Raw genomic sequence first — 26,432 nt, forward strand, 5'->3', positions numbered from 1 at the left:
CATCGGTACGTGCGTCCCTCATGCGGGCGGCGACCCCGCGGCGCTTCAGCAGCAGAGCAATCCGACACCTTCTCAAAGTCCTCAAGCCGCACCTATGCCCCAACCAAGTCCGAAAACGTGACGTCTGAACGTTTCGAACAGGCGCAGCCGCAAACGAATGTTGCAGCTGCGCTTTCATCGCCCCTGCCTTTATTGTTCTCGCCCCGCGCTGACCTTCGGCCTGCTGACGATTATAGGTGCACGCATCAATGTCGCCCTGACGGACCTGCGGGCTGACGATGTCGGCCGAACTGTAGGCGAGAATGGGCGCTACCGCTTCTCGAGCGCAAGAAGCGGCTCAAGGCCCTCCTGCCGCGCCACAAGCTGACCGCGTTCAGCAAGCACCCCAAGGGCAGCGGCACAAAATTCTTTGCAGAGAAGCCGATCTGAGACATCTCGAAGGCGTCATGGCCAAGCGCGCCGACAGCCTGTACGCGTCCGGACGCCGGACCGCCGATTGGCTGAGGTAAAGACCGCACAGCGGCAGGAGGTAGTGATCGCCGGCTTCACGGCGCCGAGGCGAACCCGGCCCTTCTTCGGCGCCCTCGTGCTGGCGGTACGCGACGACGATGCATGGCGGTACATCGGCCACGTCGGCACCGGCTTCAGCCACCAAGTTCTCGAAGAGCTTCACAACAAGCTCGTGAGGCTCAAGACAGCCAAGTCGCCCTTCCCCGGCCAAAGTAAAGGATGAGCGGGTCACGACCTGGGTGCATCCTTCGTTGGTCGCGGAAGTGAAATTAGCGGAATGGACCAGCAAGGGCGAGCTGCGCCAGCCAGTCTATCTCGGCCTGAGGTCGGACAAATTGGCCAAGGACGTGGTTCGCGAAAAGAAATGGCCGCGAAAATAGTACGCCGAGACGAAACGTGGACCCCAGGAGTTCAACCAGCGGTGCGCTCGGATGCCGAAGGCCACGGCGGCAGGGGCGGCAGTCCGAGGGCCTTGCGTACTGGTCCGAACGACCTCCGGTGAGCTGCGCATGCACCAAGCCTGGCGAGCGCCTGATAATGAGCCGGCACCGGGTAGCCCTTGTGATCCGCGAATCCGTAGCCGGGGTGACGCACATCGAGCGTCCGCATTATGCTGTCGCGCTCGACTTTCGCGAGGATGGAGGCGGCGGCGATGCTGGCGGACTTGGCGTCGCCTTTAATGATGGACTGCTGAGGGATCTCGATTTCCTTCAACCGCTTCGCGTCAATCAGCAAGTGCTGCGGCGCCAACCCTAGGCCCCGGACCGCGCGCTGCATCGCCTGGATGCCTGCCCAATAGATGTTGATTTCGTCGATCTCCTCGACCTCGACGAATGCTACACACCAACTCTCTGCCTTTTCCTTGATTTCCTTCGCGAGTTCTTCGCGAGCGGCGGCATCGAGTTTTTTCGAGTCGTCGATTCCGATTATCCGCGTGCCGGGCTTCAGGATCACGGCGCCAGCAGAGACTGGCCCGGCGAGAGGGCTCATTCCCGCCTCGTCCACGCCTGCCACGGCATGATGGCCGCTTTCCCAGAGAGAGCTCTCGAAGCGGAGCATCTTTCGCAGGCGCTGCCCCTCGGACCTATTTTCGGAGCGCCGTTTATCGATTGAGGCCAGGATGGCACGGGCTCCCGCGCGGGCGTCGGCCCGCAAGATCTGCTCGATGCTGGCTTCGAGCGGTCTTTTCTCGACGACATAGCGCCGCCGCAATTCATCGAGTGAATACTGGGACATGGCGGCCTTCCTGAAGATTGACTGCGGGAAGCGTGTCGGTGAAATTTGTGGCGATTGTCTGAAGCTAGACCATGCCGTCATCGACTGCGCAACACCTTGTCGAAAGAACCGGACCGGCTCTCCATCTGAGGTCCCGCTGTTCTGGAGGGCCACTGATCCACACCTCGCGTCCACCGACCTCCGAGCGGAACCAACCGGTGTCTTCATCCCTTTAGAATGAGTGGAGCCTCGATCCCAGGGTGCTTCCGAGGGGACCGGCCCATGCTCCGACAAACCAGCAACGAAGAAGAGGTTCTGGACCGCACCGCCGGGGTCGCGGCCACCATCGCGGAAGAAGGCCTCCGGTATGTCAGCGACTCCGCGCCGGGGTACACGCGCAAGCGGACTGGAACCACTTTCAGCTACTACGACAAGGACGGCAAGCGCATCACCGATGCCGCCGTCATCCGACGCATCAAATCAATCGGCATCCCGCCGGCCTACGAATCCGTGTGGATCTGCCCGTCTTCGAACGGCCACATCCAGGCAACCGGGCTCGATGCGCGGGGCCGCAAGCAGTACCGCTACCACGCAAAATGGCGCGAGTTGCGCGACCAGAACAAGTACGAGCACATCATCCAGTTCGCGGCCGCGCTGCCAGCGCTGCGGGAGCGGGTCGCCGCCGACATGAAGCGGGACGGACTGCCCCGCGAGAAGGTGCTGGCCACGATCGCCAGTCTTCTGGAGAAGACGTTGATCCGGGTCGGCAACGCCGAGTATGCCGAGAAAAACAAGTCCTACGGGCTCACCACTATGCGCCGCAAGCACGTCGCGGTCGGGCGCGGCGTCCTTCGGTTCGACTTTACGGGCAAGTCGGGCAAACAGTGGAAGCTTCGCGTCGAGGACAAGCGGATAGCCGCGATCGTGAAGCGCTGCGCGGAGATCCCCGGACACGAGCTCTTCAAGTACCTGGACGACGACGGACAGCCCCGCACCGTCGATTCCGGCGACGTCAACGCCTACATCAAGGATATCACGGGCGAGGACTTCAGTGCCAAGGATTTTCGGACTTGGGCGGGAACGGTTCTGGCAGCGTTGGCCCTGACCGAATTCAAGAAGTACGATAGCCAGGCCGAGGCGAAGCGCAACGTCGTCGCCGCCATCGAAAGCGTCTCGAAGCAGCTCGGCAACACACCGGCGATCTGCCGCAAGTGCTACGTGCACCCGGAAGTCCTGAACGCCTACATGTCTGGTGACCTCGTGAAGATGATTGATGCCAAGATCGCGCAGAAGTTCAAGCGCCAGTACGCCAAGCTCACTCCCGACGAGATCGTGGTGCTGGCATTTCTCCGCAAGCGTCTCAATTCTCTGAAGGCGCCCGCCTAGCTCGCGTACCAGTCTCCGGACGCCCGCGTCCTCCTCGATGCTTGCGCGCACGCCTCGGCAGGTGCCGGAAGCTGTCGAAGGCGAACAGAAGCTGGCCGGCGTGCTTGTTATTGTCGGCTTGCTTGCCGCCTTCGCGCTTTCGGCCAAACGTAAAAGGGCATTGGACGCCTTCTGAATCAATCACGTGTTGGCCCACCTGCCAGAGTGCATAAATTCAGGCGGGGCTTTGGGGTCAGCCGCCGTCGCGTTCATCGTGGCGTGTTTGACCGAGTTCAGACGTATCGCGATGTAGACCGAGGAAGCCCCCCTTGCAACGACAACTTTTTAGTAGCTCCTTTATTCCTCTATTCCTCTATTCCGAAACTTCGATTGCAATGGGTTGGTGATCGGATGCATCCGTCGCTTCGTTGACCTCGATGCTGCGAACGTAGCCGGTCAAATCTTCCGTCACGAAAATGAAGTCGCGGCAGTCGGGCCCCTCGGCCCACTGCGCGCGGTCGTAGATTCCGCAAGTCGGCGCACGCGCGCGGCCGGGACGATCGGCGGTCCATGCATCCCGATACGCCAGACCAGGCCGGCCAGATCGGGCAATCAATGCGTGCTGAGGGTCGGCAACGTCAAAATTGAAATCACCACACAGCAGGCTCGACGCCGCGACGGTCTGACTTTCATACGGCTCATCGTGCCGGGAGCCGGCCTGCTTCGGACTCATTGACGCGTCCTCCTGCAAATCCAGCAGGCGAGCGATCTGTGCCTCGCGCTGGCCGGCCGAATGGAACTCGAGATGCGTGTTGACGACGCGGACCACGCCAAACGAGGCCTGAACCGTCACCTCCAGGGCGTGACGGCGCATGCTCCGCACCGCGGCTGCGGCGGGCCATGGCAGCAGATGGTTTGCAATCTGCAGCACCGGCAACCTCGACAGCGTCATGTTACCGAAGCGATGGAGGTTGCCATCAGGATCGACAGTTTCGATCGCGGGCCGGAATATTGCGGAGTAGCCGGGCAAAAGGGCTGCCAGCTGTTCGCTCTGATCCGCTCCATCACCAAATCTCGAGAAGTTCGCGCTCACCTCCTGGAAGCAGAACACGTCCGCATCGAGCGTCTGTCGAGCGACGGCAACGATCCTTGCCAGATCGGTCACGCCGTCGCAGCCCTTTCCGCACTGTATGTTCCAGGTGAGAAGTCTCATTAACGGATGCCTGCACGCATGAATGACTGGACGAACTGACGCTGGAACAGCAGAAACGCGATCAGCAGCGGCGCCATCGTCATCACGGTTGCCGCCGTGATCACTGACCAATCCACGCCGGTCTCAGGCGCGCCGAACACGGCAAGCCCCACGGTGAGCGGCCGCGCTTCCACCGAATTCGTGACGATCAACGGCCACAGGAAATTGTTCCAGTGATAGCTGACGGAGACGAGGCCAAAGGCGACATAGGTCGGGCGAGCCAGCGGGACATAGACCCGCCACAGGATTCCGAGCGGACCCGCTCCCTCGACCCGCGCGGCTTCGACCAACTCCTGGGGCACCCCCTTGAAGGTCTGCCGCAGCAGGAAGATGCCGAAGGCGCTCGCGAGATAGGGCAGCGCGATCGCAGGGATCGTATCGAGCAATCCCAGCTTGGCGATCGCGCGGTAGTTCTCGACGATCAGGACGTCGGGCATGATCATCAGCTGGAGCAGAACGAGGGCGAAAGCGATGCCGCTGCCCCTGAACCTGAAGCGCGCAAAGGCATAGGCGGCCAGCGTCGACAGGATGAGCTGACCAACCAGGATCAGCGTCACCAGCACCACCGTGTTGAGATAGTACCGAGCGAACGGCGCCTGGTTCCAGGCCCGGGCAAAATTCTCCAGCGTCCAAGGCGCGGACAGGCTGAACGACGTGGCGTAAGCGGCCGGATGCAGCGCGCTCCAAAAGGCATAGGCCAATGGGGCAAGCCAGATCAAAGCCAGGAGCCATGCTGCGACGGCCTCAATGGGGCGTGTCCGGCCTCTCATTGATAGTGGATCCTGCGATCGAGATAACCGAACTTGATCAGCGCAACCGAGCTCAGCAGCATCAGAAGCACAACCGTCAGCGTTGCCGCGTAAGAGGAATCTTGGAAGGTGAAGGCAACCTCATAAATGTAGTAGAGCAGCAGCGTGCTGGCGTTGTTCGGACCGCCCTTGGTCATGATGACCAGATGGTCCACCAACTTGAAGGAGTTGATGACTGCGTTGATCGCCACGAACAACGTGGTCGGCATCAGCAATGGGAACGTGATCCGGCGGAACGTGTACCACCGGCTCGCGCCTTCGATGGACGCGGCCTCTTCGAGGTCCGGCGAGAGCTGCTGCAGCGCCGCCAGGTAGAAGATCATGAAGAAGCCGGCCTCCTTCCAGATCACCATCACGATCAGACAGCTCATCACCGTCGAGGGATCGCCCAGCCAGTTCCAGCCACCGAGACCGAAAAGGCCGCGCAACTGATCCAGCAACCCGTAATCCGGCGTGTAGAAGAACAGCCAGATATTGGCGACGGCGATCATCGGCAGCACGGTCGGCGTGAAATAGGCCAGTCGCAGAAAGCCGCGGCCGCGTATGTTGCGATTGACCCAGATCGCCATCACCAGGGCCAGGGCAATCGAGGTCGGGATCGTGCCGAGCGCGAACCAGAAATTATTGACCAGCGCCTTCCAGAAGATCGGATCGGCCGCCATGGACCGATAGCTGTCAAGCCCGACGAAGGCCTCCGTGCCATTGCGGCGCGTGACGAACAGCGAATGCCGGATCGTCGCCAGAATCGGAAAGTGCGTGAATGCGAGTAGCAGGACGGCCGCCGGCAGCAGCAGCAGCCAGGCATTCACGGTGTTCCACCACGCTTGCGATCGGGCACGGCGCGGGGCTATTGGCGATGAGACCATGGAGTCGGACATCTGTGAGCCGGCGGGATGGCGGTGGCGCGCCATCCCGCCACGTCCCTATTTGTAGGCGCGCAAGACGCGGTCGGACTGCTGTTGCGCGGCGGCCAGCGCCTCCTGCGGCTTCTGCGCGCCCGTGATCGCGGCCTGCACGGCATCTCCGACGAACTTGTAGATGCGGCCGTTCTCATGAACGGAGAGCTCCGGCACCGCATGCTCCAGCTGATCGCGCGCAACTGTGGCCTGCGGGAAGGCCTTTGCGTAGGCCTCCATCGTCGGCGTCTTGTAGGCGGCCGGCGACACTGCCACGTAGCCGGTCTTCATGCTCCATTCGGCCGCGCGATCCGGAGCCGTGATCCATTGAATGAACTTGACGGCCGCCTTCTGCTGTTCGGGAGACGCACTCTTGAAGATGTAGAAATTGCCGCCGCCGGTCGGTGATCCGCGCCGCTCCCTGGCCGGCAGCATGGCCACACCGAACTGGAATTTCGCGGCGTCCTTGACCGCCGTCAGATTGCCGGTGGTGTGCCACATCATCGCCGTCTTGCCTTCGAGGAAATCGTTGCGCAGCGTCGCCCAATCGATGCTGCCGGCCGGAGCGACGTTGTGCTTGCGCGACAGGTCGACCCAGTACTCGAGGGCAGCGACCGTCTTCGGAGCGGTCAGATAGACCTCGTTGCCGGGCTCGTTCATCATCTTCTGCCCGTTCTCGATCGCCAGCGCCTGCAGCATCCAGTAGGCATATCCGGTCGAGGGAATTTCGATGCCCCAGCGCGTCGTGTTGCCGCCATCCTTCTTGACCAGCTTCTTCGACATCTCGACCATTTCGTCCCAGGACGCCGGCGCCTTCTCGGGATCAAGGCCCGCCTCCTTGAAGGCGTCCTTGTTCCAGTACAGCACGATGGTCGAACGCTGGAACGGCACGCTCCAGGTCTTGCCGTCGATCTGCCCGTTCGCCATGAACGCCGGATAGAACTCCTTGAACCAGGCCTTGTCGCCGACGAGATCGTCAAACGGCACGATCGCGTTCTCGTCCATCAGCGTGAACACGTCGGTCGACAGCAACACCGACAGTTGCGGCGGCTGCCCGCCCTTCATGGCGGTCATCGCCTTGGTCATCGTATCCGTGTAGTTGCCGGCATAGACCGCCGTCATCTTGATGTCGGGATTGTCCTTCTCGAAGCGCGAGACCATGTCGTCGATGATCTTGGTGACGGGACCGCCGACCGCGACCGGATAGTACATGGTCAGATCCACCGCGGCAGCCGGGCGTGCAGCCATCGAGAGTACGGCAAACGCCGCTGCCATCAACATCGTTCGTCGCGCAAACATGGGACAATCTCCTTCGTTACTGCGTTTGAAACAGCCGCTGCTATCGACCGGATATCGCCCGCTGGCCCTCTGTGACGATGGTCTCCAAGCGAGTTTCCGAACTTGAATCGAACCGATGCTCGAGCCCGGGTTCCCACGCGATCCGGACATCCTCGCCTGGCCGAACCTTGCTGAAACCTTCGAGCCGCACCGAGATGGGCTGACCATCGACCTCGCACAGAACGATGCTGTCGGCCCCAAGATGCTCGATCGCCCTGACGCGCGCAAAATGGTCCCCGCCCGACACGATGCGGATATGCTCGGGCCGGATGCCGATGAGATGATCACCCTGGCGCAACAGGTTCATCGGCGGCGTGCCGATGAACCGCGCCGTGAATGCCGTCGCCGGCCGGTTATATAGCTCCTCTGGTGTGCCATTCTGCTCGATACGACCATCGCGCATCAGCACGACGCGATCCGCCATCGTCATGGCTTCGGTCTGATCGTGGGTCACGTAGACCATCGTCATTCCGAGCCGCTGTTGCAGGGCGCGGATCTCCGTCCGCATCTCATGCCGCAGCTTGGCGTCCAGATTTGAAAGCGGCTCGTCCATGAGGCAGACCCGCGCTTCCGCAATGATGGCTCGTCCCAGTGCAACCCGCTGGCGCTGGCCGCCAGATAGCTGCGACGGCTTGCGTTCAAGCAGATGCGCAAGGCCAACAATCTCGGCCACACGCCGGAGCCGCTCGTCTCGTTCCGCGCGCGACACGCGACGCACACGCAGTCCGAAGACGATGTTCTCGGCTACGCTCAAATGCGGAAACAGCGCATAGGACTGGAAGACCATGGAGATATTCCGCTGCGCCGGGGTCAGATGGGTCACGTCGACGCCGCCGATGGCGATCGTACCGGCATCAGCATCCTCAAGCCCGGCGATCAGCCGCAGCGTGGTCGACTTACCGCAGCCGGACGGTCCCAGCAGCACAAGTAGCGAGCCCTCGTTCGCTGTCAGACTGACGTCATCGACGGCGCGCATCGCGCCCCAGAACTTGGAGACATGACTCAGCGTGATCGCTGACATGGCCTGTTCGCTCTCACCGTGATGCGGCTACGCCGCTGGCGACGGCTCGCTGCAACGGACCCATGCAAGGCCGCTCACCGCAGACAGACCGGTCCATGCGCCCTCCCTCGTGCCACGCGCATTCGTCGGCGTAGCCACCACGATGTTCATTTGAACATAGCGTAACGCCATATGAAACCAGAAAATTGCGTCCTTGGAGTTCAAATGATACTTTCGTTGAGAACGGAGGGCCTATGCTCAGGACCGCCACGACCCGTCAGACCCACATACTAGAGATCGTGCGCGAGCAAGGCTTCGCCTCCATCGAGCAGCTCGCGGTGCGTTTCGATGTCACTCAGCAGACCATTCGCCGCCTCGTGAATGCACTCTGCGACCAGGGCCTGCTCCGGCGGGTGCATGGCGGGGTCGGCCTCCCGGTCCAGAACCAGAACCTCGCCTATGGCAGCAGGCACAGGTTAAACGCCAGCGCGAAACGGCGGATCGCGCACGCGACCGCCAACCTCATCCCTGACGGGACGTCACTGATGATCGGACTTGGCACGACGCCCGAATACGTCGCGCAGGCGCTCTCCCGCCGTCGGGATCTGCGGGTGATCACCAACAGCCTGAACGTGGCCGCAGCATTCGCGCACAATCCGGACGTGGAGATCAGCATCGCGGGCGGCACGCTGCGGCAACTCGATCGCGATATCATTGGCGAGTCGGCTGCGCGCTTCTTCGCGGGTTTCCGCGCCGACTTTGGTATATTCGGTGTCGGGGGGATTGATGAGGACGGCACGCTGCTCGATTTCCATGCCGATGAAGTCAAGGCGCGTCAATCCATTGTGGCCAATTCGCGAACGTCCGTGCTAGTGGCCGACATCACCAAGTTCGGTCGCAATGCGACGGTCCGGGGCGGCCATCTCGACGACTGCCACCATCTCGTCATCGATGATCGATTGCCTGGATCGTTTAAGCCAATCGCGGACAGATATGGCGGTCTGATCCACACGGCCCGCGACGCCCGCGCAGATTTCGAACGCCTTGGCCATACCTAGCGGACAACATAGACTCCCTTGCTCAGATCGATCGCGGACTTCAACGCACGGCCGACAATCCGCGCCGCAATCGGCACTGAGCCAGTCCCACGTGCCGCGCACCTACGGGGGCGAGCTCGAGCGGTGGGGAGCTGTTTTCCCGGTGATCCGAGCCCTCGGCTTGAACCAATTCAAGCGTGTTCATCCGGTCTACCTCGGAACAGGCGCTTCCGATTCCAGCAGGGACGCGGCCTTGAGATCGCTCCAGAGCGCGCCCGGCACTGTGGTGGTCAGCGCTGCCACATTGCGCTCGACCTCCTGCGCATTATGCGCCCCGAGAACCACGCTCGCGACCGCGGGATGACCCAGCGCAAAATGTAGAGCGGCCGTCGGCAACGCTACGTCATGAGCTGCGCAGATACGCTGGATCTCAGCAACCTTCGAAAGGATCTGCGGCGGTGCGTCTTGATAATTGTACTTGGCGCCCTTGATGGCGCCCGTCGCCAGAATCCCCGAATTGAACACGCCGCCAAGCAGCACCGCGATGCCCTGCTTCAGCGCCAGCGGCATGAACTCCTCGAGTGCTGGCTGCTCCAGCAGCGAATAACGCCCGGCGAGCAGCATCACCTCGAAGGACCCGGCCTGCGCAAAGCGCACGCACATCTCCGCCTCGTTGACGCCGATCCCGATGCCCGCGACCACACCTTCGGAACGAAATTTGTCCAGCGCTACATAGGCCCCGGACATCGCTTCGCGAAACCGATCCTCGATCGCGTCCTTACCGTGGGTCCACACATCGACATCATGGATCAGCAACAGGTCGATCCGGTCGGTGCCAAGCCGCAACAGCGACTGCTCGACCGAGCGCATGGTGCCATCATAGGAATAGTCGACGACGGCTCGGTGCGGCTGTCCACCAATAAATCCGGACCGAGTCTCCGGCTGGTGAAACGGATCCATCCAGCGACCGGTTTTTGTGCAAAGCACCACATCCTTGCGCGGCACGCGCCGGAGCGCCGTTCCGCAGCGATGCTCCGACAGGCCGTTGCCATAGTGCGGCGATGTATCGAGCAGATTGATGCCGAGCTCGAAGGCACGGCTCGCTGCGGCAATTGCAGTGTGGTCGTCGAGCTCGAGAAAGAGATCGCCGAGCGGTGCGGTTCCGAACCCGAGGATGGAAACTTCGAGACCGGTCCGGCCAAGTGTGCGGCGCGGCAAAGCCGATTGCGAAACCATGGTGGATTGCACTTCCTTCTCCGCGCCTCGATCCGCGCTAGTCTCATTGCAGCGACGCGCAGCGTATGTATTTGCCGTCAGGTGTCAACGCGAGGATTACGGGTCTCGTACAAGACTATTCCGCTCATACATTCGGGTTGCTAAGAAAAGCGGAACCGGCACGCGGGCACTTCACGGCCTGCGGCAACGAGGAGGAACGATGCTCCCCTATGTTACGCACGACGCACGCTTTGCTCGCCTGGTCTTTGGTCACGCCAATCTCGAAAAACTCACCAGCGGCTGCCGCTGGGCCGAAGGACCCGCTTACTTTCCGGCCGGCCGCTATTTGATCTGGTCCGACATTCCGAACAACCGGATGATGCGCTTCGACGAGACGGATTCATCGGTGTCGGTGTTCCGCTCGCCGAGCTTCAACTCGAACGGCAACACGACCGATCACGAGGGGCGGCTCGTCACTTGCGAGCACTTCATGCGCCGCGTCACCCGGACCGAGCATGACGGCTCCATCACGGTGCTTGCCGAGCAGTTCGAAGGGCGTCGGCTGAACTCGCCCAACGATGTCGTGGTGAAATCGGACGGCTCGATCTGGTTTTCGGATCCGACATACGGCATCGACAGCGATTACGAGGGCCAGCAGACCAAATCCGAGATTGGCGCCTCCCACGTGTATCGGATCGATCCAGCGGGCGGCGAGATCAGCCTCGTCGTCTCTGACCGCGTGCAGCCGAACGGGCTGGCGTTCTCGCCAGACGAGAAGCTGCTTTATGTCGCCGATACCGGCGCGACCCACGTCGACGGGCTGCCCACGACGATCTGGTCCTACAAGGTCCGGGGAAACAAGGTCGCTGAGCCCTCGCTGTTTTCCACCTGCCCCGACGGCCTCTACGACGGATTTCGCTGCGACATCCATGGCAACGTTTGGACGTCGGCGGGACGGAGCGTGTTCTGCTACGCAGCCGACGGGACACATATCGGCACCATTCCCATCGGCGAGATCGTGGCGAATGTCTGTTTCGGCGGTCCGCAGCGCAACCGTCTCTACATTTGCGGACAGACATCGCTGTATTCGATCTTCCTCAATACGCGCGCGGCCGTGTAAGGGAAAAGGCGGCGCGGGGCGGCGTGCGGCGCCATCCTCAGCCGTTCTGACCGCGCTTTCGCCGGCCGTCGGTGCCCTCGTCGCCCTGCAGATCGGATTCAAGTTCCTCGATAGCGCGCGATCCGAACTTGCCGGTCTCTGAGCTCGCGGATACTGTGTCGAGCAAGGCAGTTCGTTTCGCTAAAATTTTGATTTACGATGATTTCCAATTTGTAAAGAAGGCGGGCCACCTTAGGCTGGCCATCTAGCTCGTGACGCGTTCGCCCCGCCCGTAGACGAGCAGCATGAAGATGATAACGAGACCATAGATCACTTGGCGGCCCGCCTCCGGCATCTCCATGATCGACAATACACTGTTCAGGAGCACGATCAGGACGACGCCGATCAGCGTGCCGAGATAGCGGCCGCGGCCGCCGAGGATGTTGGTGCCTCCAATCACGACGGCGGCGATCGAGGGCAGCAGATAGGCGTCTCCCATGCCTTGGTAGGCCTTGGTGGAATAGCCGGCGAGCAGCACGCCCGCGAGCGCGGCAGCAAGGCCGCAGAGGACGAAGCAGACCACCGTGACGCGGCGCGTGTTGACGCCGGCGAGATAGGCCGCCGCCTCCTTGTTGCCGATGGCGTAGATGTAGCGGCCGAGCGACATGCGCTGCAGGATCACGACCACCAGCACGGACACCCCGGCCCAGACGAACAGCGCGTTGGGAATGCCGAGCGTACGATCGCCCGCCAGCATCCGCATCAGGTCGGTCGCCCCGGTCTGAGGTGCGTAGCCGCCAGTATGCGCGACCATCAGGCCGCGCATCACGGCATTCACGCCCAGCGTAAAGATCATCGAGGGGACCCGCAGATACGCGACCCCGACGCCGTTGACGAGCCCGACCAGAACGCCGACCCCGAGCCCGACCGGAATTGCGAGAGGACCGCCGACCGAGGTCGCCATCATGGCCGCGGCCGCGAGCGTCCAGGGCACCGACAGATCAATCTGCGCTATCAGGATCACGATCATCATGCCGGCCGAGACGATCCCGAGGAACGCACCGATCTGCAATTGCTGCAGAAGATAGGCCGGAGACAACAGGGGAGCGCTGCCGAAACGGGCGAATGTGTAAACCGTACCCGCGACGAGAATGACGACGATGAACACCGCCGCAATCAGGATCGGGCGATCGTCGCGCGAGAGGCTGAATGAGGCCGCCGTCATCGAAACAGCTCCAACGTGTTCTTGACGCGCAGCATACCCAACGCGCCGATGCTGACGGCAGCGAGCAGGATCACGCCCTCGAACAGCGGCTGCAGAAGAGGGGCAATGTCGAAGATGCGGAAGAAGAAGGAAATCACGCGCAAGACCATAGCGCCGAAGATCGACCCGATCGCACTGCCGGTTCCGCCAAGCAGCGAAGTGCCGCCGATCACCACGGAGGCGATCGAGTTGAGCGTATAGGCGCCGGCCTGCGGAATGTCCGCATTCCCAGACGAAGTCTGGATAGCAAGGAAGAGACCGCCGCAGCCGGCGAAGAAGCCCGCGAGCGTGAAGGCGGCGATCTTGGCGCGCTCGATCGGAAGGCCGGACATATAAGCTGCGCCCTCGGCCGAGCCGATCGCATAGACGGCGCGGCCGAGAACGGAGCGGCGGAACGGCACCCATACCAGCAGCGGAATGAGAACGAGAAGCACGAAGGGGACCGGGATCCAGGCGAACGGCGCAAACCAGGCAGCCGCGCCATCGTCGAAGATGTGCACAGTCGAGGCGAAATCGCCGAGCGAGTTAGTCAGCGCCCAGTTCAGATCAACATCGATCTTGCCGCCCGGGGTCGGACGCAGGAAAAGCGCGATGCCGATGTAGACCGCGCCGGTCGCAAGCGTCGCGATGATCGGCTGGATGCGCCCATAGACGACGACGCAACCATTGATAAAGCCGGCCGCCGCGCCGATCACAAGGCACACGGCGATCCCGAGCAGAATGCCGCTCACGCCGCCCGGAAAGGTGCCGAGGCCGAGATGCACGCCGAACAGGTCGAGATGCAGCGGCGCACCACCTGCCGCGCCGGTCAGGAGGTAGCTTGCAAAGCAGCCGACCATGGTCATGACCGCTCCGACGGAGAGATCAAGGCCCGACATTAAGACCGGCACTGTCTGCGCCATCGCCAGCATGGCGAGCGCAAAGATTTCGTCGCCATTCTGCACCAGCACGGCGGAGGAGAAGCCGCGGGGATGCGCGGCGTTGTAGAAAATGTAGAGAGCACAGAACAACAGGATGGCGGTGACCAGACCAATGTTCTGGCGGATCCTGATCGCGAGATCGTCAAGCATGCGCCGCCCTCGCTGCGGTATCGGTGTCGACATTCAGGGAGCTTGCGACAATGTTGGTCTCGGTGAGGTCGTCGCCCTCGAGCTCGCGCACGATGCGGCCGTCATACATGATGACGACGCGGTCGCAGCAGCCGATCAGCTCGTCATAGTCGGTTGAGTAGAACAGAATTGCGGCGCCCTGGTCGGCGAGTTCGCGCATCAGCCGGTAGAGCTCCTGCTTGGTGCCTACGTCGATTCCGCGCGTGGGATCGTTGAGCAGGATGATGCGCGGATCGGTCATCAGCCATTTGGCGAGCACGACCTTCTGCTGGTTTCCGCCCGACAGCGTCGAGACCGCATCACTCGCGGCGTCCAACTTGATCTGCAGCCTCGCGATGGCTCGCTGGATCGCGGTGCGTTCCTTCCCGGTATCGATGAATGGGCCAGTCGAAAGCGCGTCGAGCGATGCGATCGCAAGATTGTCTGCGATCGACATCGGCAGCATCAGTCCTTCGGTCTTGCGGTCCTCAGGCACGAGTGCGATGCCGACCGATTTTGCCGCCGCCGGGGAGCCGGGACGTACCTCGCGATCTGCCACCGTGAGGCGACCAGTGACACCGCGCAAAACACCGAACAGCGCAAGCAACAGGGATTTCTGGCCCTGCCCGTCGAGACCGCCGAGCCCGACGATCTCGCCGGCGCCGATGCTCAGTGAAATGCGATCGAGCTGCCTCTCCCAGCACAGGTTCTCGAGCGCCAGCACCGGCTTCGCGGCATTTCGCGCCGGCTTGGGCGGATACTGGGCCGCGATGTCACGCCCAATCATGAGCTGGATGATATCGGCGGTCGAACGCCTCCCCTTGTCGAAGGTCTCGATATGGCGGCCGTTGCGAAACACCGAGGCCCGGTCGGCGAGCGCCTCGACCTCGTGCATGCGGTGCGAGATGTACAGGATTGCGACGCCCTCGGCCTTGAGCCGCGCCAGCATCGCATAAACCTTCTCCACATCGGCGCTCGTCAGTGCCGATGTCGCCTCGTCGAGGATCAGCAACTGCGGCCGCTTGCCGAGCGCCTTCGCGATCTCGACCACCTGGCGCCTCGATAGGGGCAGATCGCGCACGCGCCTCAGGGGGTTGACGTCCTCACAGCCGATCTCGGACAAAAGCTCTTCGGCGCGGCGGCGCTGCGCCTTCGCATCGATCAGGCCGAACCGCCGCGGCGGGGATGCAATGGAGATGTTGTCCGCGACCGAGAGGTCGGGCATCAGCGATAGTTCCTGAAAGATGCAGACGACACCGGCCGCATTCGCCGCCGACGGCGTGGCGAAGCTGACCTCGCTCCCCGCGAGGCGCATGCGACCGCTGTCGGGCTGCACCACACCGGCAATGATCTTGATCAGGGTCGACTTGCCGGCGCCGTTCTCGCCCAGCACGGCATGAATCTTGCCGCGTTCGCAGGCGAAGTCGACGCCTTCAAGCGCGCGAACGCCGGCATAGCGCTTGGAGATGCCGGCAAGCTCCAGGAAGGCGGATTGCGTCGGATCGGCAGCCGGCATGGCCGGGCCTTCACGCAACGACGGCCCGGCGAATGCCGGGCCGTGACAGAGACATCGCTGGAGCCGTCACTGGGTGTTCTTCTCGCTCTGCGACATGATCTCCGGTGCAGTGAAGTTCACGCCGCACGGTGTGAACTGGTTCGGCGCAAAGAAGTTGGCATTGAGCTCGGGCCAGTAATTCGTGCCCGGCTTGAGATCCTTGTAGGTCGCCACTGGAATCGGGATCGAGATCAGCTGCGGCATAATGTTGCCCTGCAGCGCCGAGATCGCCGCCTTGGTCGCGATCGCCACCAGCGCCGGCGACTGGCCGTAGGACATTCCCTTTAGTCCGTCCTTGGCGTGATCGGCAATCTGTTTACGGTACTCGTTTTCGCCCTCGCCCGACATCGGCACAAAGGGATGCTTGGCAGCCATCAGTGCCTGCACGGTGCCGTCGGATCCGCCTTGGGTGAATACTCCGTCGAAATGACCATGCACAGCTAACGCATCTGCAGTCACCTTCTGCGAGGTGCCGGTGTCCCAATTACCAACCACCTCGGTGATTTTGAAGCTGTTGCCGGGCGATTCTATTACCTCGCGGAAACCGAGATGACGATCGCGGTCAACGGAGTTTCCCGGGAGGCCACGGACTTCGAGGATGTCGCCGGATTTCTTGCCGCTCTCGTCGATCAGCCATTTGGCCGACATGCGGCCCATTTCCTTCTGGTCCTCGTTGACCATCATCACCTTGTCGGTGTCGAGGACGTTGTCGAACGGCACCACCACGACGTTGTTCTTGTCGGCAAGACGGATGATGCGATCAAAACCGTCGGGAGCTACCGCAATGGTAACGATTGCGTCGAAGCCTTGGTTGATGAAATCCTCCATCGCGCCAAGTTGCGCCGCGACATCGGTCCCGGTGGAAACAACCTTGAACTCCTTGATGTTCTCCTTGATACCCGGCTGATCGGCGAAAGCCTTGGCAGTCTTCACCATCTGGATGCGCCAGGTGTTGCCGACAAAACCGTTGACCAGCGCGATTCTGTAGGGGCCCGCCTTCTTGGGCCACTGAAAGAATTTGGTCTCGGACGACCACGGCTTGAAGCAGGCGGGGTCGGCGCCGGGACCGGAGACGACCTTTGGACCTGCCAGAGCACTCACCGATGACAACAGCAAGCCGGCGCAAGCCAGCCCCGCCAGACGAAGCGTCCACACCATGTCGTGTCTCCCTGAGCGTTTGTGTTCCACCCTAACGCGGCGCGTAGCCATGCCGGGAATTGACCTTCCCATGCGCGTGTCGGGCTAGGATGGCACGCAGCTTGCGATGCTGACAAGCCGAGGGCGGACGCTCCGGCGCGAGACACGATCTGAACGCACGGCCAAACCGACGGCAATTGTGGAAGCAGAAAACGTAACAATGACAGTCGGATGTTCGTGGGCGGCAAGGGATTGTGCAACGGCGAAGCTGGCGATGGCCGGGCTTTCATGGTGGCATCCACGCGCGTGACGAAAAAAATGACACTCAGGGAAAAGTGTGAATCGCTACGCGAAGCCGAACGAAGCCCGCTTGCTGAAGCCGGGTTTTGAAAACCAGAGGCTGGGACTACTTGCTTTCGTCCGGCGGCCTGGCGCTCCTCCGCTAAGATAATGGCTGTAGCAACGCCGATCGCTCGCAGCTCCTCACTCAGCAGCTCGACGGCGAGATCAGGTATCGCACCGCGACGGTGGCTGGCGAACATGTCACTTGCTTGACACGTTCTGAAGCGCCGGTCTCTAATGTCCTTCAAGGTCCTGCGGTTGGACAGGCAACACTTTCTGCCCCCAAGCAAGAACAGGCTCGACTGCCCCACCCAGCGACTGTCAGGTCAAGGGTGCGGAATCCAAGATCGTTTCCTGGGAGGGAACAATGGACAGACGCCAGACGCTCAAGCTGATCGGTGGTACGGCCGCGTTGGCCGGTGCCGGTTTTCCGGGCTTTGCCTTTGCGCAAGCCCAAAAGGAAATGGTCACGGTCGTGAAGATCGCGGGAATTCCGTGGTTCAACGCACTTGAAAAGGGAATCCAGAAGGGTGCGAAGGATTTCAGCATTAATGCCACTATGGTTGGCCCGGCGAACGTCGATCCGGCACAGCAAGTAAAGCTGCTTGAGGATCTGATTGCCAAGAAGGTCAACGTGATCGGCTTGGTGCCGCTTGATGTAAAAGTCTGCGAGCCCGTACTGAAGCGCGCCCAGGCCGCCGGAATCAAGGTCATCACGCATGAGGGTCCGGAACAGGAAGGCCGTGACTGGAATGTGGAATTGATCGACTCCGTTCGGTTCGGCGAGGTGCAGATGGAACGTCTCGCCAAGGACATGGGCGGCGAAGGTGATTATGTGGTTTATGTCGGGACTCTTACGACGCCACTTCACAACAAATGGGCCGATGCCGCGATTGCCTACCAGCAGAAAAATTTTCCAAAAATGAAGCTCGTCGCCGACCGCTTCCCTGGCGCCGACGAGATCGACACCAGCCAGCGCACGACGCTTGACGTGATCAAGGCCTATCCCAACCTGCGTGGTATTCTCGGCTTCGGTTCGAACGGACCAATCGGGGCCGGAAATGCTGTGCGTCAGCAACGTCTTGGCAAGAAGATCGCCGTTGTCGGCACTGTACTGCCAAGCCAGGCGAAGTCGCTTATCGCGGATGATACGATCCGCGAGGGTTTTCTGTGGAATCCCACCGATGCGGGTTACGCGATGGTCGCGGTGGCCAAACTCGTGCTCGATGGCAAGCCGATCACGGATGGCGTCGATGTACCCGGCCTTGGCAAGGCAGCCGTCGACGTTGCAGGAAAGCAGATCAAGGTGGACAAGATCATGCGCATCAACAAGGAAACCATCGACGGTCTGATCGCGGGAGGGCTCTAGGCCGGACCGGTTTAGTCGCCTCGTCGCGCTGCATTCCCGGCCCTTCCGGTCGGGAATGCGGGACCACTCGAGTGATCGCACGACTCCATTGCAGGCGAACCTTTGGTGACTTTCCTGGAAATGTCCGGCATATCGAAGCGCTTCGGCGGCGTGCACGCGCTCCGCGACGTCGATCTCACTCTGGAAGTCGGCGAGGTGCATTGCCTGGTCGGTGAAAACGGCTCCGGCAAGTCCACCCTGATCAAGATCATTTCGGGCGTCGAGGCACCGGAGCCTGGCGGCCGTATCGCAATTTCCGGCAAGGAATATCCTAAACTGAACCCGGTCTACTCCACGCATTGCGGCATTCAGGTCATCTACCAGGATCTTTCGCTATTCCCCAACCTCACCGTCGCCGAGAATATCGCGATGGCGCACCATCTTGGCGGCCTCCATTCGGTGAACTGGGCCTCAATGCGCGCCGCCGCGAAGGCCACAATGGCAAAGATCGGCGTTGCGTTCGACCCGGACGCGAAAGTGTCAGAGCTCAGCATTGCCGGACGCCAGCTGGTCGCGATCTGCCGCGCCTTGGCTGCGGATGCCAAACTCCTGATTATGGATGAGCCGACGGCATCGTTGACCCGCCACGAGGTGAACGCCCTGATCGCGCTCGTAAGCGAGCTGAAGCGTGCCGGCATCTGCGTCGTTTTCGTCAGCCACCGTCTCGATGAGGTGCTTGAAATCGCCCAGCGCGTAACGGTGCTGCGGGATGGCGCCAAAGTCGGTACTTTTGCCGCAGACACAATCGATGGGCGGAAACTCAGCCAGCTGATGACTGGCAAGTCCTTCGAGTATCAGATACAGGCGCCTGAGCTTGCCGCTGGCCCGGTTGTGCTGGAAGTTAAGGGCCTGGGCCGCGAGGGCGAGTATGAGGATGTAAGCTTGCAGTTGCGCGCGGGCGAAGTAGTGGGTCTCACCGGTCTGCTCGGCTCAGGGCGAACCGAATTGGCGCTATCCCTGTTCGGCATGAAGCCGCCCGATCGCGGCACTATCGCACTTGACGGGCGGCCCATCGCCCTCCGTACAAATGCAGAGGCGATCAATCGAGGGATCGCCTACGTATCCGAAGATAGGCTTACGCTTGGTCTCATCCTGAATCAGTCCGTCACGGCGAACGTCACGCTTGCGGTGCTGGATCGTCTGGCTGGCGCGTTCGGCCTGATTGCCGCACGCGCGCGACAGACCCATGTCGCTCGGTGGGTTGCTGAACTCGGGATCAAGGTCTCCAATCCCGCCAACCCGGTGAAGACGCTCTCCGGGGGCAACCAGCAGCGGGTCGTGCTCGCCAAATGGATGGCGACCAATCCGCGGGTGCTTATCCTCGATAGCCCCACGGTGGGCGTCGACATCAGCGCCAAGGACGGCATTTACGAAATCATCCGGCGGTTGGCCCGCGACGGCGTCGCGGTCTTGATGATATCGGACGAAATCTCCGAGGTCCTTTATCATAGTCATCGCGTCCTGGTGATGCGGGATGGTCGTTTGACAACCGACGTGCCTGCCGCAGCCACTTCCGAAGATGCGCTTGGGCAGGCCGTCAATGCCTGAATCGCACATGGCATCATTCGGCAGGTTTCGTCGCAGCCATGAGTTCTGGCTGCTGATAGTCATCCTTGGGCTCTGCGCCAGCTTGGGCTTCGCGAACGCCCAATTCCTGACCATGCAGAATCTGTTTGATCTGCTGACCTCCTATGCATTTGTCGGCATCCTAGCGCTCGGGCTGCTGGTCGTCCTGATCGCCGGTGGAATCGACATCTCATTCACCGCGACCGCGTCGGTGGCGCAATATGTCACACTTTCGCTTGCCAATGCTTACGGGGCGAACTGGATCGGCGTCTTCGCCATCGCGATTGGAATTGGCGGTGCGCTCGGTGCCCTCAACGCGATTTTCATCCAGAAACTTCGAATACCATCGATCATCGTTTCGGTCGCGACGCTGAACATCTTCTATGGGCTTCTGATCTTCTTCACCGGCGGCAAATACATCTATTCGTTGCCCGACTGGTTTGCGACCGGAATATTCTGGTTCGAGTTCGAATGGGGCAAGGATAGCTCGTACGGTGTCAATCTGCAGATCCTCGCGCTCGTGCTGGCATTTCTCGTCACCTGGCTCCTGCTTAACCGAACCAATATCGGCCGGCAAATCTATGCCATGGGAGGCAATACCGACGCCGCACAGCGGCTCGGCTTCCACATTTTCGGCCTCAATATACTGGTCTATTGCTACATGGGTGTCATGGCCGGAATCGCCTCCCTGATTCAGGCACAACTCGCGCAGTCCGTTGCCCCGACGGTGCTGGTGGGCAAGGAACTCGATGTGGTCGCTGCCGTCGTGCTCGGCGGCGCCAGCCTGATGGGCGGCGTCGGCACGGTCTTCGGCACGTTTTTGGGCCTGACACTGCTCGCGGTACTCCAAAATGGAATCATTTTGCTGGGCGTTTCGTCCTACTGGTCGCCGTTCTTCGTCGGCTTGGTTATTCTTATTTCGGTCTCTGCGACCGCCTGGTCGCAGCGCGAGCGGCGAACCCGGAGCGCGCCCCGATGAGCAACGCCCCTGCCCTCTCGCTTCGCCGGCGCATGGTCGGTCTCGCCAGCAGCGGCACAGTCGCCACCCTCATCCTGCTGTTGTTCGCACTCTGGGTCGTGTTCGCGATCACGATCGGCGATCGGTTCTTCTCGGTCAACACGCTGCAATCCATGGCTTTCCAGATGCCCGAACTTGGCATCCTCTCACTGGCGATGATGCTGGCCCTGCTATCTGGTGGACTCAACCTTTCCATCATCGCAACCGCCAATCTGTCCGGACTGACCATCGCCTTCCTGCTGACGCGCTACATCCCGGGGAGCCAGGGCCTTGCCTGGGTCGGCATTCAGGTCTTTGCGATCGCTGCAGGATTTGCAGTGGCTGCATTGGTCGGCCTCCTCAATGGTTTTGTCATCGCCTATCTCGGCGTTTCGCCGATCCTGGCCACGCTCGGCACGATGACGCTCTGCAAGGGTCTCGCGATCGGCCTGTCGCGCGGTAACGTCATCTCCGGATTCCCGGAGCCGATTGTGTTTATCGGCAACGGAACGGTTTTCGGGGTACCCTTTGCTCTGATCGTACTTGCGTTCTGCGCCTTGCCCGTCGCGCTCATGCTGAACGCGACGCCGTTCGGTGCAAAGGTTTACATGATCGGCTCGAACGAGAAGGCGACCCGTTACTCCGGCGTCAATACCCGCGCCGTCCTCCTCAAACTCTATGTATTTTCCAGCTTGCTCGCGGGCGTGGCGGCGGTCGTCATGTTGGCACGTTTCAATTCGGCCAACGCGGCATACGGCGAGAGCTATCTGCTGGTCACCATTCTCGCGGCCGTGCTCGGCGGCATCGATCCGTTTGGCGGCTTCGGCAAAGTCGGCGGGCTATTGCTTGCGTTGATCATCCTTCAGGTGATCTCCTCGGCATTCAACCTTCTGAACCTCAGCCAATTCCTCACGCTAGCGATCTGGGGTGGAATCTTGATTGCCGTCGCGGCGGTTCCTCATGTCGCCGGCAAAGCGCCGCGGTAGCCGGCGATGATGCGCTCGATCGTCTCGAACCCTATTGCAGTTCTCGACATCGGCAAGACCAATCTCAAACTGGTCGTGGCGAGCGACGACGGCTGGCCGCTCGAAACACATGGGCTTCCAAATGTGCCTATGGCTCAGGGGTCGTACCTCGCCTATGACCTTGCCGGGTTAGAAGAGTGGTTTCTCGATACCCTTGCCGACGTGTCTCAACGCCATGCCATTGGCGCCGTGATCGTGGCTGCGCATGGATGCGGCGCGGTTCTCGTCGACGGTGATACGCCAGTGCTGCCGATGATGGACTATGATGCCGTCTCTCCGCCCGCAATCGATGAAGCATATGCCCGGATCGCGCCTGGTTACGATGAGGTGTTTTGCGGAATCGGAGGGGCGATGCGGCTCGGAAAACAGCTGCTTTGGCAGGAAAGCGCGTATCCCGTCGAATTCGCTCGCGCAAAAGCCTATCTGACCACCGCGCAGTTTTTCGCCCTGCGGCTTGGTGGACGTGCGGCCAGCGAAATCTCGCAGCTCGCGGCTCAGAGCCATATCTGGGACCTCATCCACCGTCAGCCTTCTTCTCTTATGCGTAAGCGCGGTTGGAGCCATCTGTTGCCCGAATGCGTACCCGCCGGTGAGGTGCTAGGGACGGTTTCGGAATCTGTAACCAGGCGCACTGGCCTGGCGCAATCGACCGAGATCCTCTGCGGCGTGCATGATTCCAACGCCAACCTGTTTCGCTACAAGGCCGCCGGCATGGCCGATGCCTCGATCCTATCGACCGGTACTTGGATGATCGGCTTTCAGCGCGGCCTCCCCCTGGACAAACTCGATTGCGCGCGCGCGATGGTTCTCAATATCGATGTCGATGGGGAGAATGCACCTTCGACGTTGATCGCGGCCGGCCGCGAATACGACCTCATCCGCGGGGAACATTTTACTTCTGATGCAGCCGTCCTTGCCGCATTGCCCACCCTGCTGTCGAGAGGAACCCTGGCGCTCCCCTCATTCGTCGGCGATGATGGATTGTTTCCGGGCGCTGCTCGCCGCGGACGGGTCATCGGGCCGCCCCCCGAAACGCCTGCCGAATGGCAGGCATTGGCGGTGCTCTACGCAGCGTTCAGCGCAAACCGCTGCCTTGATGCGCTCGAGAGCTCAAAACGCATAGTCATCGATGGTGGCTTTGCCGCAAACCTGCCCTTCGCCCGTTGTCTTGCGACTTTGCGATCCTCGCAGAGTGTCTGGGTGAGTCGATCTCCCGACGGAACGGCGCTTGGCGCTGCGCTGCTGTGGCGGCGATTCTCGCGTACGCTGCCGGTTTCAAGCGTGATCCTTGAAGCCGTCACATCACTCAGCAACGATAGGTTCGAACCGCGCGACCTTTCCACCGCTTACCAGTCCTGGATCGCTTTCTCGGAGCCCGCTTCATGACAGACCGTAATCATGCCGATCTCCGCCAAGGCATTGTCGATACCTGCAGGGAGATGAATCGAAACGGTCTCAATCAGGGCACATCCGGCAATCTTTCGCACCGGATTCCAAACGGCATGCTAATCACGCCTACCAGTCTGCCCTATGATCGGATGCAGCCAGAGGACATTGTCGCGATGGATTTTGCCGCGAACTACCAGGGCAACCATCGGCCTTCATCCGAATGGCGCTTTCATCGCGATATTCTGCGAGCACGCGAAGACGTCAACGTCGTGCTGCATACGCATTCCACCTTCAGCACGATTCTCGCCGTTCACGAACGTGATATTCCCTGCTTCCACTATATGGTCGCAGTTGCGGGTGGCAACGATGTCCGGTGTACGCCATATGCTTGTTTCGGCACGCAGGCACTATCGGACTACGCCCTCAAGGCCCTCGAAGATCGCGACGCTTGCCTCCTTGGCCATCATGGCTTGATCGTGACGGCCCAGACCTTTGAAAAGGCGCTTTGGCTCGCCTTGGAGGTGGAGACGCTGGCGAAGATGTATGTCCATGCGTTGGCTATCGGCGAGCCGCCGCGCCTCAGCGACGCTGAAATGGCGCAGGTACATGAGCAGATGAAACGCATGGGATACGGCCAGGCGCCTGACCTTGACGATGTCGGCGATGTTCCGCGCGCCTTACTGGACTCGAAACGGACAGCACATTGATGGTGGATTTCACGGACAGCTGCCACCGAGTTCGGTCAGCACCGGCCCACGCGAATGTTGCAACAGTCGCAAAGGTGTCAACGGACGTTGGCTAGGGTGCTTTCAAGCTGAGAGTGGCGGAAGAGTGAGGCCGCCCACCACCGATTCTACACGCAAGCAAGAGCAACGGGCTTTGGACTCAAAGCACAGCAGGCCACCTGGATCTCCGGAGAGAGCAATGGCGATGAGCGAAAGAGGTTACCGTAAATCATAAACCAGCGTCTACGTTTGAAGAAACGTTAGCAGCTTTGAGCAGCTTTCGCGAGAACTGTAGTCGCACGACTCCACCGTCCTCAAGAAATATGAGGCAGCGACGACCGCGCATCGACATATTCGGCAGAGTTTCCGGCGCCCCTGCCGACCGCAACCTGATCGACCTTTATGCCGACGCCGGCCTGGAGTTCATCAGCGACAAAACGTCCCGATGACAAGCTTGGGATCGCGTTTGGTTATGCGCATATCTCGAAACGCGCCCAGCAGCTCGACAGCGATTACCGAACTTTCGTGGCATCCACTGACTACAACGCGCGTTCGTAATCCGGAAACTACGCGGGGCATGTCCTGGCCGCTAAGATCGCCCCGTGTTTTTCCTGTGGAATGGGTCCATGTCGGGCGGAGGGGCCCATTCTATGTCGCCGAAGGCTTTTCTCGCAGCCGGACTCGTTTTCCGGTAAGCCTGAACGAGATCACTTTTTCTGGCGCTAGTTTTCTTGCTGGTCTACTTCAAGGCCATGAACTCGCTGCTCGACCTGTCACGCTTGGTCCAGGTCGTCGCGCCGCCCATCCTGGTCTTGGTCTGCGACCGCTTCTTCACCGCGCCTTTGCGCGTTGTCGCCGACCGGTTTGTCGGCAGCCACGGAGTCATCCTCCTATGTTGGTGTGGTGATTGATCACTGGAATGATGGTAACTTGCCGGCTGGCCTCGTCCTCAATTGCGATGCGGCGCGGGTCGTGCACGCGGGGGGCAGACGCAATCTCGCTGGCGGTGGTCCTGGCTTTGGCCAGGGCATCTTCATCGTCACGGCAGTCCAATCCCGATGGATCCTTCAATGCCGTCCCGTCCGGCCGCCAACCCAGCACGCTTCAGCTTGACGAGCTGCTGAAACCTCTGCTGGCGGCGTGGAATGAGCAGCGCTCCACGCTGCGTAGTCCGAGATAACCGACCCGCAAACGGATCCGCTGTCTTAAGCATGACGAACGCCCGGGCCTTCGTTTTCTATTGCGCGCAATGAAGGCTCACTAGCTCACGTTAGCAACGGGTCACAAGCCGCCGACGCTGGCCCCTGGCTGCAAACTTCCGGTCTGCCCTTGTGAACCGACATGCAGCGACACCGCGTAAGGAAGCGATGGGCCAAAAGCTGGCCTCGCGCCAATTGCTCAATTTCTCCGAATTGGTCGAATGAATCTTTAGCGAGGCGAGGCTAATTGCGAGAATGGTAGTCAACCCGGGAGCGAACGATGAGATGGCTCAGGTGGCAGCTCGCGCGCAGTGACGTCTTCGTCGTCCTCTTTGCCGTTGTTCTGATATGTGTCTGTGCTGTCGTTCTTGTTCGATATCCGTCCGTTCATCAGGCATCTGGCTTCGGCCCAGATTGGGATTGCAAGAGCGTCCCCAACAGTGAGCCAGTTTGCATCAAGAAAACTAGCCATTAGCTTGACGACTGCTGTGGGTCACCGCAATCACCCCGAAGCAATTCATGGCTAAAAGGAGGACATTCCCGGCGATGTCGAGCACAACGGTTATCCCGTGCTGTGGCATGGAGTAGGTCCCCAGCACGTGTTCGTAAAGACGAACGCTCGAAGCTTTTGCAATGGGTCAAAATGCGAAGAACTCAAGTTGAACAACCTAGTCTGCTGTGGCGCGATGAGCGGACCTCCTCCGAACGAGGCGCAACTTGATGGGCCACAAGGGGGTGCAGTCCACTCCCCTCAGGTGCGCGGACCCGGCGCTCCAGGTCATCAGTAGGCAGGGTGGCTATGTTGAGCAGCCTATGTCGGAGATTTAGTTCGCACTCAGGGACGAGTGCGCCATGTTCCGTGGCTAAGTGACGACTTTGAGCGATGGTTTCGTTGGCTCGCTCGAGCCGGCGGCGTGTCTCGGTGCTGAATTCTTCGGCCATTTTGCGCTCCTAACATGCAGGCGGGAGCGCGGAATTGTCTCTCAGCCACCGGCGCCTAC

25 protein-coding genes and 1 pseudogene are annotated in these 26,432 nt (G+C 61.0%); 14 read left to right on the forward strand and 12 right to left on the reverse strand.

Annotation, left to right across the window (positions count from 1 at the left end; genetic code table 11):
- Positions 1-312: 312 nt before the first annotated feature.
- Positions 313-890: pseudogene (locus AC0L3B_RS36080) on the forward strand (ATP dependent DNA ligase); the annotation flags it as partial.
- 31 nt (positions 891-921) lie between these two features.
- Here the strand turns inward: AC0L3B_RS36080 and AC0L3B_RS36085 are convergent.
- Complete coding sequence (locus AC0L3B_RS36085; RefSeq protein ID WP_473382245.1) at positions 922-1,746, reverse strand: ribonuclease HII; 825 nt, start codon at positions 1,744-1,746, stop codon at positions 922-924.
- Between the two features lie 261 nt (positions 1,747-2,007).
- On the opposite strand from AC0L3B_RS36085, the gene AC0L3B_RS36090 reads away from it, so the two are divergent.
- Complete coding sequence (locus AC0L3B_RS36090; RefSeq protein ID WP_247409098.1) at positions 2,008-3,111, forward strand: DNA topoisomerase IB; 1,104 nt, start codon at positions 2,008-2,010, stop codon at positions 3,109-3,111.
- 37 nt (positions 3,112-3,148) lie between these two features.
- Entirely contained in the window at positions 3,149-3,286 is a 138-nt protein-coding gene (locus AC0L3B_RS36095; RefSeq protein ID WP_018459404.1) for a hypothetical protein, read from the forward strand.
- A 177-nt stretch (positions 3,287-3,463) separates the two neighbouring features.
- Here AC0L3B_RS36095 and AC0L3B_RS36100 read toward each other — a convergent pair whose 3' ends face one another.
- From AC0L3B_RS36100 to AC0L3B_RS36120, 5 genes are read right to left on the reverse strand one after another with little or no spacing between them, the layout of a single operon-like run.
- Positions 3,464-4,303 carry an endonuclease/exonuclease/phosphatase family protein gene (locus AC0L3B_RS36100; protein ID WP_085385585.1) on the reverse strand — a complete coding sequence of 280 codons (840 nt, stop codon included), beginning with the start codon at positions 4,301-4,303 and terminating at the stop codon, positions 3,464-3,466.
- A complete protein-coding gene (locus tag AC0L3B_RS36105; RefSeq protein WP_085352716.1) occupies positions 4,303-5,112 on the reverse strand; it encodes a carbohydrate ABC transporter permease in 810 nt (269 codons plus the stop codon). The genes AC0L3B_RS36100 and AC0L3B_RS36105 overlap by 1 nt, the downstream gene beginning before the upstream one ends.
- Positions 5,109-6,017 carry a carbohydrate ABC transporter permease gene (locus tag AC0L3B_RS36110; protein WP_094183382.1) on the reverse strand — a complete coding sequence of 303 codons (909 nt, stop codon included), beginning with the start codon at positions 6,015-6,017 and terminating at the stop codon, positions 5,109-5,111. The genes AC0L3B_RS36105 and AC0L3B_RS36110 overlap by 4 nt, the downstream gene beginning before the upstream one ends.
- A gap of 57 nt (positions 6,018-6,074) precedes the next feature.
- Positions 6,075-7,328: an ABC transporter substrate-binding protein gene (locus tag AC0L3B_RS36115; protein ID WP_085395994.1), complete on the reverse strand. Its 1,254-nt coding sequence runs from the start codon at positions 7,326-7,328 to the stop codon at positions 6,075-6,077.
- A gap of 58 nt (positions 7,329-7,386) precedes the next feature.
- Complete coding sequence (locus AC0L3B_RS36120; protein ID WP_085357362.1) at positions 7,387-8,406, reverse strand: ABC transporter ATP-binding protein; 1,020 nt, start codon at positions 8,404-8,406, stop codon at positions 7,387-7,389.
- Positions 8,407-8,639: 233 nt separating this feature from the next.
- Here AC0L3B_RS36120 and AC0L3B_RS36125 point away from each other — a divergent pair, with 233 nt between their 5' ends.
- Complete coding sequence (locus AC0L3B_RS36125; RefSeq protein ID WP_204510883.1) at positions 8,640-9,443, forward strand: DeoR/GlpR family DNA-binding transcription regulator; 804 nt, start codon at positions 8,640-8,642, stop codon at positions 9,441-9,443.
- A 189-nt stretch (positions 9,444-9,632) separates the two neighbouring features.
- Here AC0L3B_RS36125 and AC0L3B_RS36130 read toward each other — a convergent pair whose 3' ends face one another.
- The gene (locus AC0L3B_RS36130) at positions 9,633-10,658 is read right to left on the reverse strand and encodes an aldo/keto reductase (RefSeq protein ID WP_473382247.1); all 1,026 of its coding nucleotides are present in this window, start codon (positions 10,656-10,658) and stop codon (positions 9,633-9,635) included.
- Between the two features lie 199 nt (positions 10,659-10,857).
- Between AC0L3B_RS36130 and AC0L3B_RS36135 the strand changes: the two genes are divergently transcribed.
- Entirely contained in the window at positions 10,858-11,757 is a 900-nt protein-coding gene (locus tag AC0L3B_RS36135; RefSeq protein ID WP_473382246.1) for an SMP-30/gluconolactonase/LRE family protein, read from the forward strand.
- 244 nt (positions 11,758-12,001) lie between these two features.
- Here AC0L3B_RS36135 and AC0L3B_RS36140 read toward each other — a convergent pair whose 3' ends face one another.
- The 4 genes from AC0L3B_RS36140 to AC0L3B_RS36155 all read right to left on the reverse strand — a co-directional run bounded on the left by AC0L3B_RS36140 (position 12,002) and on the right by AC0L3B_RS36155 (position 16,801).
- The gene (locus AC0L3B_RS36140) at positions 12,002-12,961 is read right to left on the reverse strand and encodes an ABC transporter permease (RefSeq protein ID WP_018459505.1); all 960 of its coding nucleotides are present in this window, start codon (positions 12,959-12,961) and stop codon (positions 12,002-12,004) included.
- Positions 12,958-14,070: an ABC transporter permease gene (locus AC0L3B_RS36145; protein ID WP_018459504.1), complete on the reverse strand. Its 1,113-nt coding sequence runs from the start codon at positions 14,068-14,070 to the stop codon at positions 12,958-12,960. The genes AC0L3B_RS36140 and AC0L3B_RS36145 overlap by 4 nt, the downstream gene beginning before the upstream one ends.
- Positions 14,063-15,604: a sugar ABC transporter ATP-binding protein gene (locus AC0L3B_RS36150; protein WP_018459503.1), complete on the reverse strand. Its 1,542-nt coding sequence runs from the start codon at positions 15,602-15,604 to the stop codon at positions 14,063-14,065. The genes AC0L3B_RS36145 and AC0L3B_RS36150 overlap by 8 nt, the downstream gene beginning before the upstream one ends.
- A 66-nt stretch (positions 15,605-15,670) precedes the next feature.
- Positions 15,671-16,801, reverse strand: coding sequence for a sugar ABC transporter substrate-binding protein (locus AC0L3B_RS36155; protein WP_018459502.1), 1,131 nt, complete (start codon positions 16,799-16,801; stop codon positions 15,671-15,673).
- Positions 16,802-17,011: 210 nt separating this feature from the next.
- On the opposite strand from AC0L3B_RS36155, the gene AC0L3B_RS36160 reads away from it, so the two are divergent.
- The 9 genes from AC0L3B_RS36160 (at position 17,012) to AC0L3B_RS36200 (ending at position 25,143) form a co-directional block, all read left to right on the forward strand.
- On the forward strand, positions 17,012-17,170 hold the full coding sequence (locus tag AC0L3B_RS36160) for a hypothetical protein (protein WP_247479436.1): 159 nt from the start codon (positions 17,012-17,014) through the stop codon (positions 17,168-17,170).
- A 319-nt stretch (positions 17,171-17,489) separates the two neighbouring features.
- Positions 17,490-18,491 (forward strand): autoinducer 2 ABC transporter substrate-binding protein, encoded by a 1,002-nt coding sequence (locus AC0L3B_RS36165; RefSeq protein ID WP_007608730.1) that lies wholly within the window; start codon positions 17,490-17,492, stop codon positions 18,489-18,491.
- Between the two features lie 102 nt (positions 18,492-18,593).
- Complete coding sequence (locus AC0L3B_RS36170) at positions 18,594-20,078, forward strand: sugar ABC transporter ATP-binding protein (protein ID WP_204510877.1); 1,485 nt, start codon at positions 18,594-18,596, stop codon at positions 20,076-20,078.
- Positions 20,071-21,075, forward strand: a complete 1,005-nt coding sequence (locus tag AC0L3B_RS36175; protein WP_018459499.1) for an ABC transporter permease — start codon at positions 20,071-20,073, stop codon at positions 21,073-21,075. Before AC0L3B_RS36170 ends, AC0L3B_RS36175 begins: the two co-directional genes overlap by 8 nt.
- Positions 21,072-22,079 carry an ABC transporter permease gene (locus AC0L3B_RS36180; protein WP_018459498.1) on the forward strand — a complete coding sequence of 336 codons (1,008 nt, stop codon included), beginning with the start codon at positions 21,072-21,074 and terminating at the stop codon, positions 22,077-22,079. The genes AC0L3B_RS36175 and AC0L3B_RS36180 overlap by 4 nt, the downstream gene beginning before the upstream one ends.
- A 6-nt stretch (positions 22,080-22,085) precedes the next feature.
- On the forward strand, positions 22,086-23,504 hold the full coding sequence (locus AC0L3B_RS36185; protein ID WP_026233825.1) for an FGGY-family carbohydrate kinase: 1,419 nt from the start codon (positions 22,086-22,088) through the stop codon (positions 23,502-23,504).
- Positions 23,501-24,214, forward strand: coding sequence for a class II aldolase/adducin family protein (locus AC0L3B_RS36190; protein ID WP_026233824.1), 714 nt, complete (start codon positions 23,501-23,503; stop codon positions 24,212-24,214). Before AC0L3B_RS36185 ends, AC0L3B_RS36190 begins: the two co-directional genes overlap by 4 nt.
- A gap of 420 nt (positions 24,215-24,634) precedes the next feature.
- Positions 24,635-24,790, forward strand: coding sequence for a carbohydrate porin (locus tag AC0L3B_RS36195; RefSeq protein WP_247369116.1), 156 nt, complete (start codon positions 24,635-24,637; stop codon positions 24,788-24,790).
- A gap of 173 nt (positions 24,791-24,963) precedes the next feature.
- Positions 24,964-25,143 (forward strand): hypothetical protein, encoded by a 180-nt coding sequence (locus AC0L3B_RS36200; protein ID WP_143275436.1) that lies wholly within the window; start codon positions 24,964-24,966, stop codon positions 25,141-25,143.
- Here AC0L3B_RS36200 and AC0L3B_RS36205 read toward each other — a convergent pair.
- Positions 25,115-25,333: a DUF6894 family protein gene (locus tag AC0L3B_RS36205; protein ID WP_377791128.1), complete on the reverse strand. Its 219-nt coding sequence runs from the start codon at positions 25,331-25,333 to the stop codon at positions 25,115-25,117. The two genes, AC0L3B_RS36200 and AC0L3B_RS36205, sit on opposite strands and share 29 nt — an antisense overlap.
- Between the last annotated feature and the right edge of the window lie 1,099 nt (positions 25,334-26,432).

The sequence above is a fragment of the Bradyrhizobium sp. Kon56 genome, assembly GCF_055807635.1.

What these genes read in the sequence shown, in the direction of transcription:
- AC0L3B_RS36085 (WP_473382245.1), bottom strand. Translation starts at nt 1,746, where the DNA reads ATGTCCCAGTATTCACTCGATGAATTGCGGCGGCGCTATGTCGTCGAG.
- AC0L3B_RS36090 (WP_247409098.1), top strand. Translation starts at nt 2,008, where the DNA reads ATGCTCCGACAAACCAGCAACGAAGAAGAGGTTCTGGACCGCACCGCC.
- AC0L3B_RS36095 (WP_018459404.1), top strand. Translation starts at nt 3,149, where the DNA reads ATGCTTGCGCGCACGCCTCGGCAGGTGCCGGAAGCTGTCGAAGGCGAA.
- AC0L3B_RS36100 (WP_085385585.1), bottom strand. Translation starts at nt 4,303, where the DNA reads ATGAGACTTCTCACCTGGAACATACAGTGCGGAAAGGGCTGCGACGGC.
- AC0L3B_RS36105 (WP_085352716.1), bottom strand. Translation starts at nt 5,112, where the DNA reads ATGAGAGGCCGGACACGCCCCATTGAGGCCGTCGCAGCATGGCTCCTG.
- AC0L3B_RS36110 (WP_094183382.1), bottom strand. Translation starts at nt 6,017, where the DNA reads ATGGTCTCATCGCCAATAGCCCCGCGCCGTGCCCGATCGCAAGCGTGG.
- AC0L3B_RS36115 (WP_085395994.1), bottom strand. Translation starts at nt 7,328, where the DNA reads ATGTTGATGGCAGCGGCGTTTGCCGTACTCTCGATGGCTGCACGCCCG.
- AC0L3B_RS36120 (WP_085357362.1), bottom strand. Translation starts at nt 8,406, where the DNA reads ATGTCAGCGATCACGCTGAGTCATGTCTCCAAGTTCTGGGGCGCGATG.
- AC0L3B_RS36125 (WP_204510883.1), top strand. Translation starts at nt 8,640, where the DNA reads ATGCTCAGGACCGCCACGACCCGTCAGACCCACATACTAGAGATCGTG.
- AC0L3B_RS36130 (WP_473382247.1), bottom strand. Translation starts at nt 10,658, where the DNA reads ATGGTTTCGCAATCGGCTTTGCCGCGCCGCACACTTGGCCGGACCGGT.
- AC0L3B_RS36135 (WP_473382246.1), top strand. Translation starts at nt 10,858, where the DNA reads ATGCTCCCCTATGTTACGCACGACGCACGCTTTGCTCGCCTGGTCTTT.
- AC0L3B_RS36140 (WP_018459505.1), bottom strand. Translation starts at nt 12,961, where the DNA reads ATGACGGCGGCCTCATTCAGCCTCTCGCGCGACGATCGCCCGATCCTG.
- AC0L3B_RS36145 (WP_018459504.1), bottom strand. Translation starts at nt 14,070, where the DNA reads ATGCTTGACGATCTCGCGATCAGGATCCGCCAGAACATTGGTCTGGTC.
- AC0L3B_RS36150 (WP_018459503.1), bottom strand. Translation starts at nt 15,604, where the DNA reads ATGCCGGCTGCCGATCCGACGCAATCCGCCTTCCTGGAGCTTGCCGGC.
- AC0L3B_RS36155 (WP_018459502.1), bottom strand. Translation starts at nt 16,801, where the DNA reads ATGGTGTGGACGCTTCGTCTGGCGGGGCTGGCTTGCGCCGGCTTGCTG.
- AC0L3B_RS36160 (WP_247479436.1), top strand. Translation starts at nt 17,012, where the DNA reads ATGTTCGTGGGCGGCAAGGGATTGTGCAACGGCGAAGCTGGCGATGGC.
- AC0L3B_RS36165 (WP_007608730.1), top strand. Translation starts at nt 17,490, where the DNA reads ATGGACAGACGCCAGACGCTCAAGCTGATCGGTGGTACGGCCGCGTTG.
- AC0L3B_RS36175 (WP_018459499.1), top strand. Translation starts at nt 20,071, where the DNA reads ATGCCTGAATCGCACATGGCATCATTCGGCAGGTTTCGTCGCAGCCAT.
- AC0L3B_RS36180 (WP_018459498.1), top strand. Translation starts at nt 21,072, where the DNA reads ATGAGCAACGCCCCTGCCCTCTCGCTTCGCCGGCGCATGGTCGGTCTC.
- AC0L3B_RS36185 (WP_026233825.1), top strand. Translation starts at nt 22,086, where the DNA reads ATGATGCGCTCGATCGTCTCGAACCCTATTGCAGTTCTCGACATCGGC.
- AC0L3B_RS36190 (WP_026233824.1), top strand. Translation starts at nt 23,501, where the DNA reads ATGACAGACCGTAATCATGCCGATCTCCGCCAAGGCATTGTCGATACC.
- AC0L3B_RS36195 (WP_247369116.1), top strand. Translation starts at nt 24,635, where the DNA reads ATGCCGACGCCGGCCTGGAGTTCATCAGCGACAAAACGTCCCGATGAC.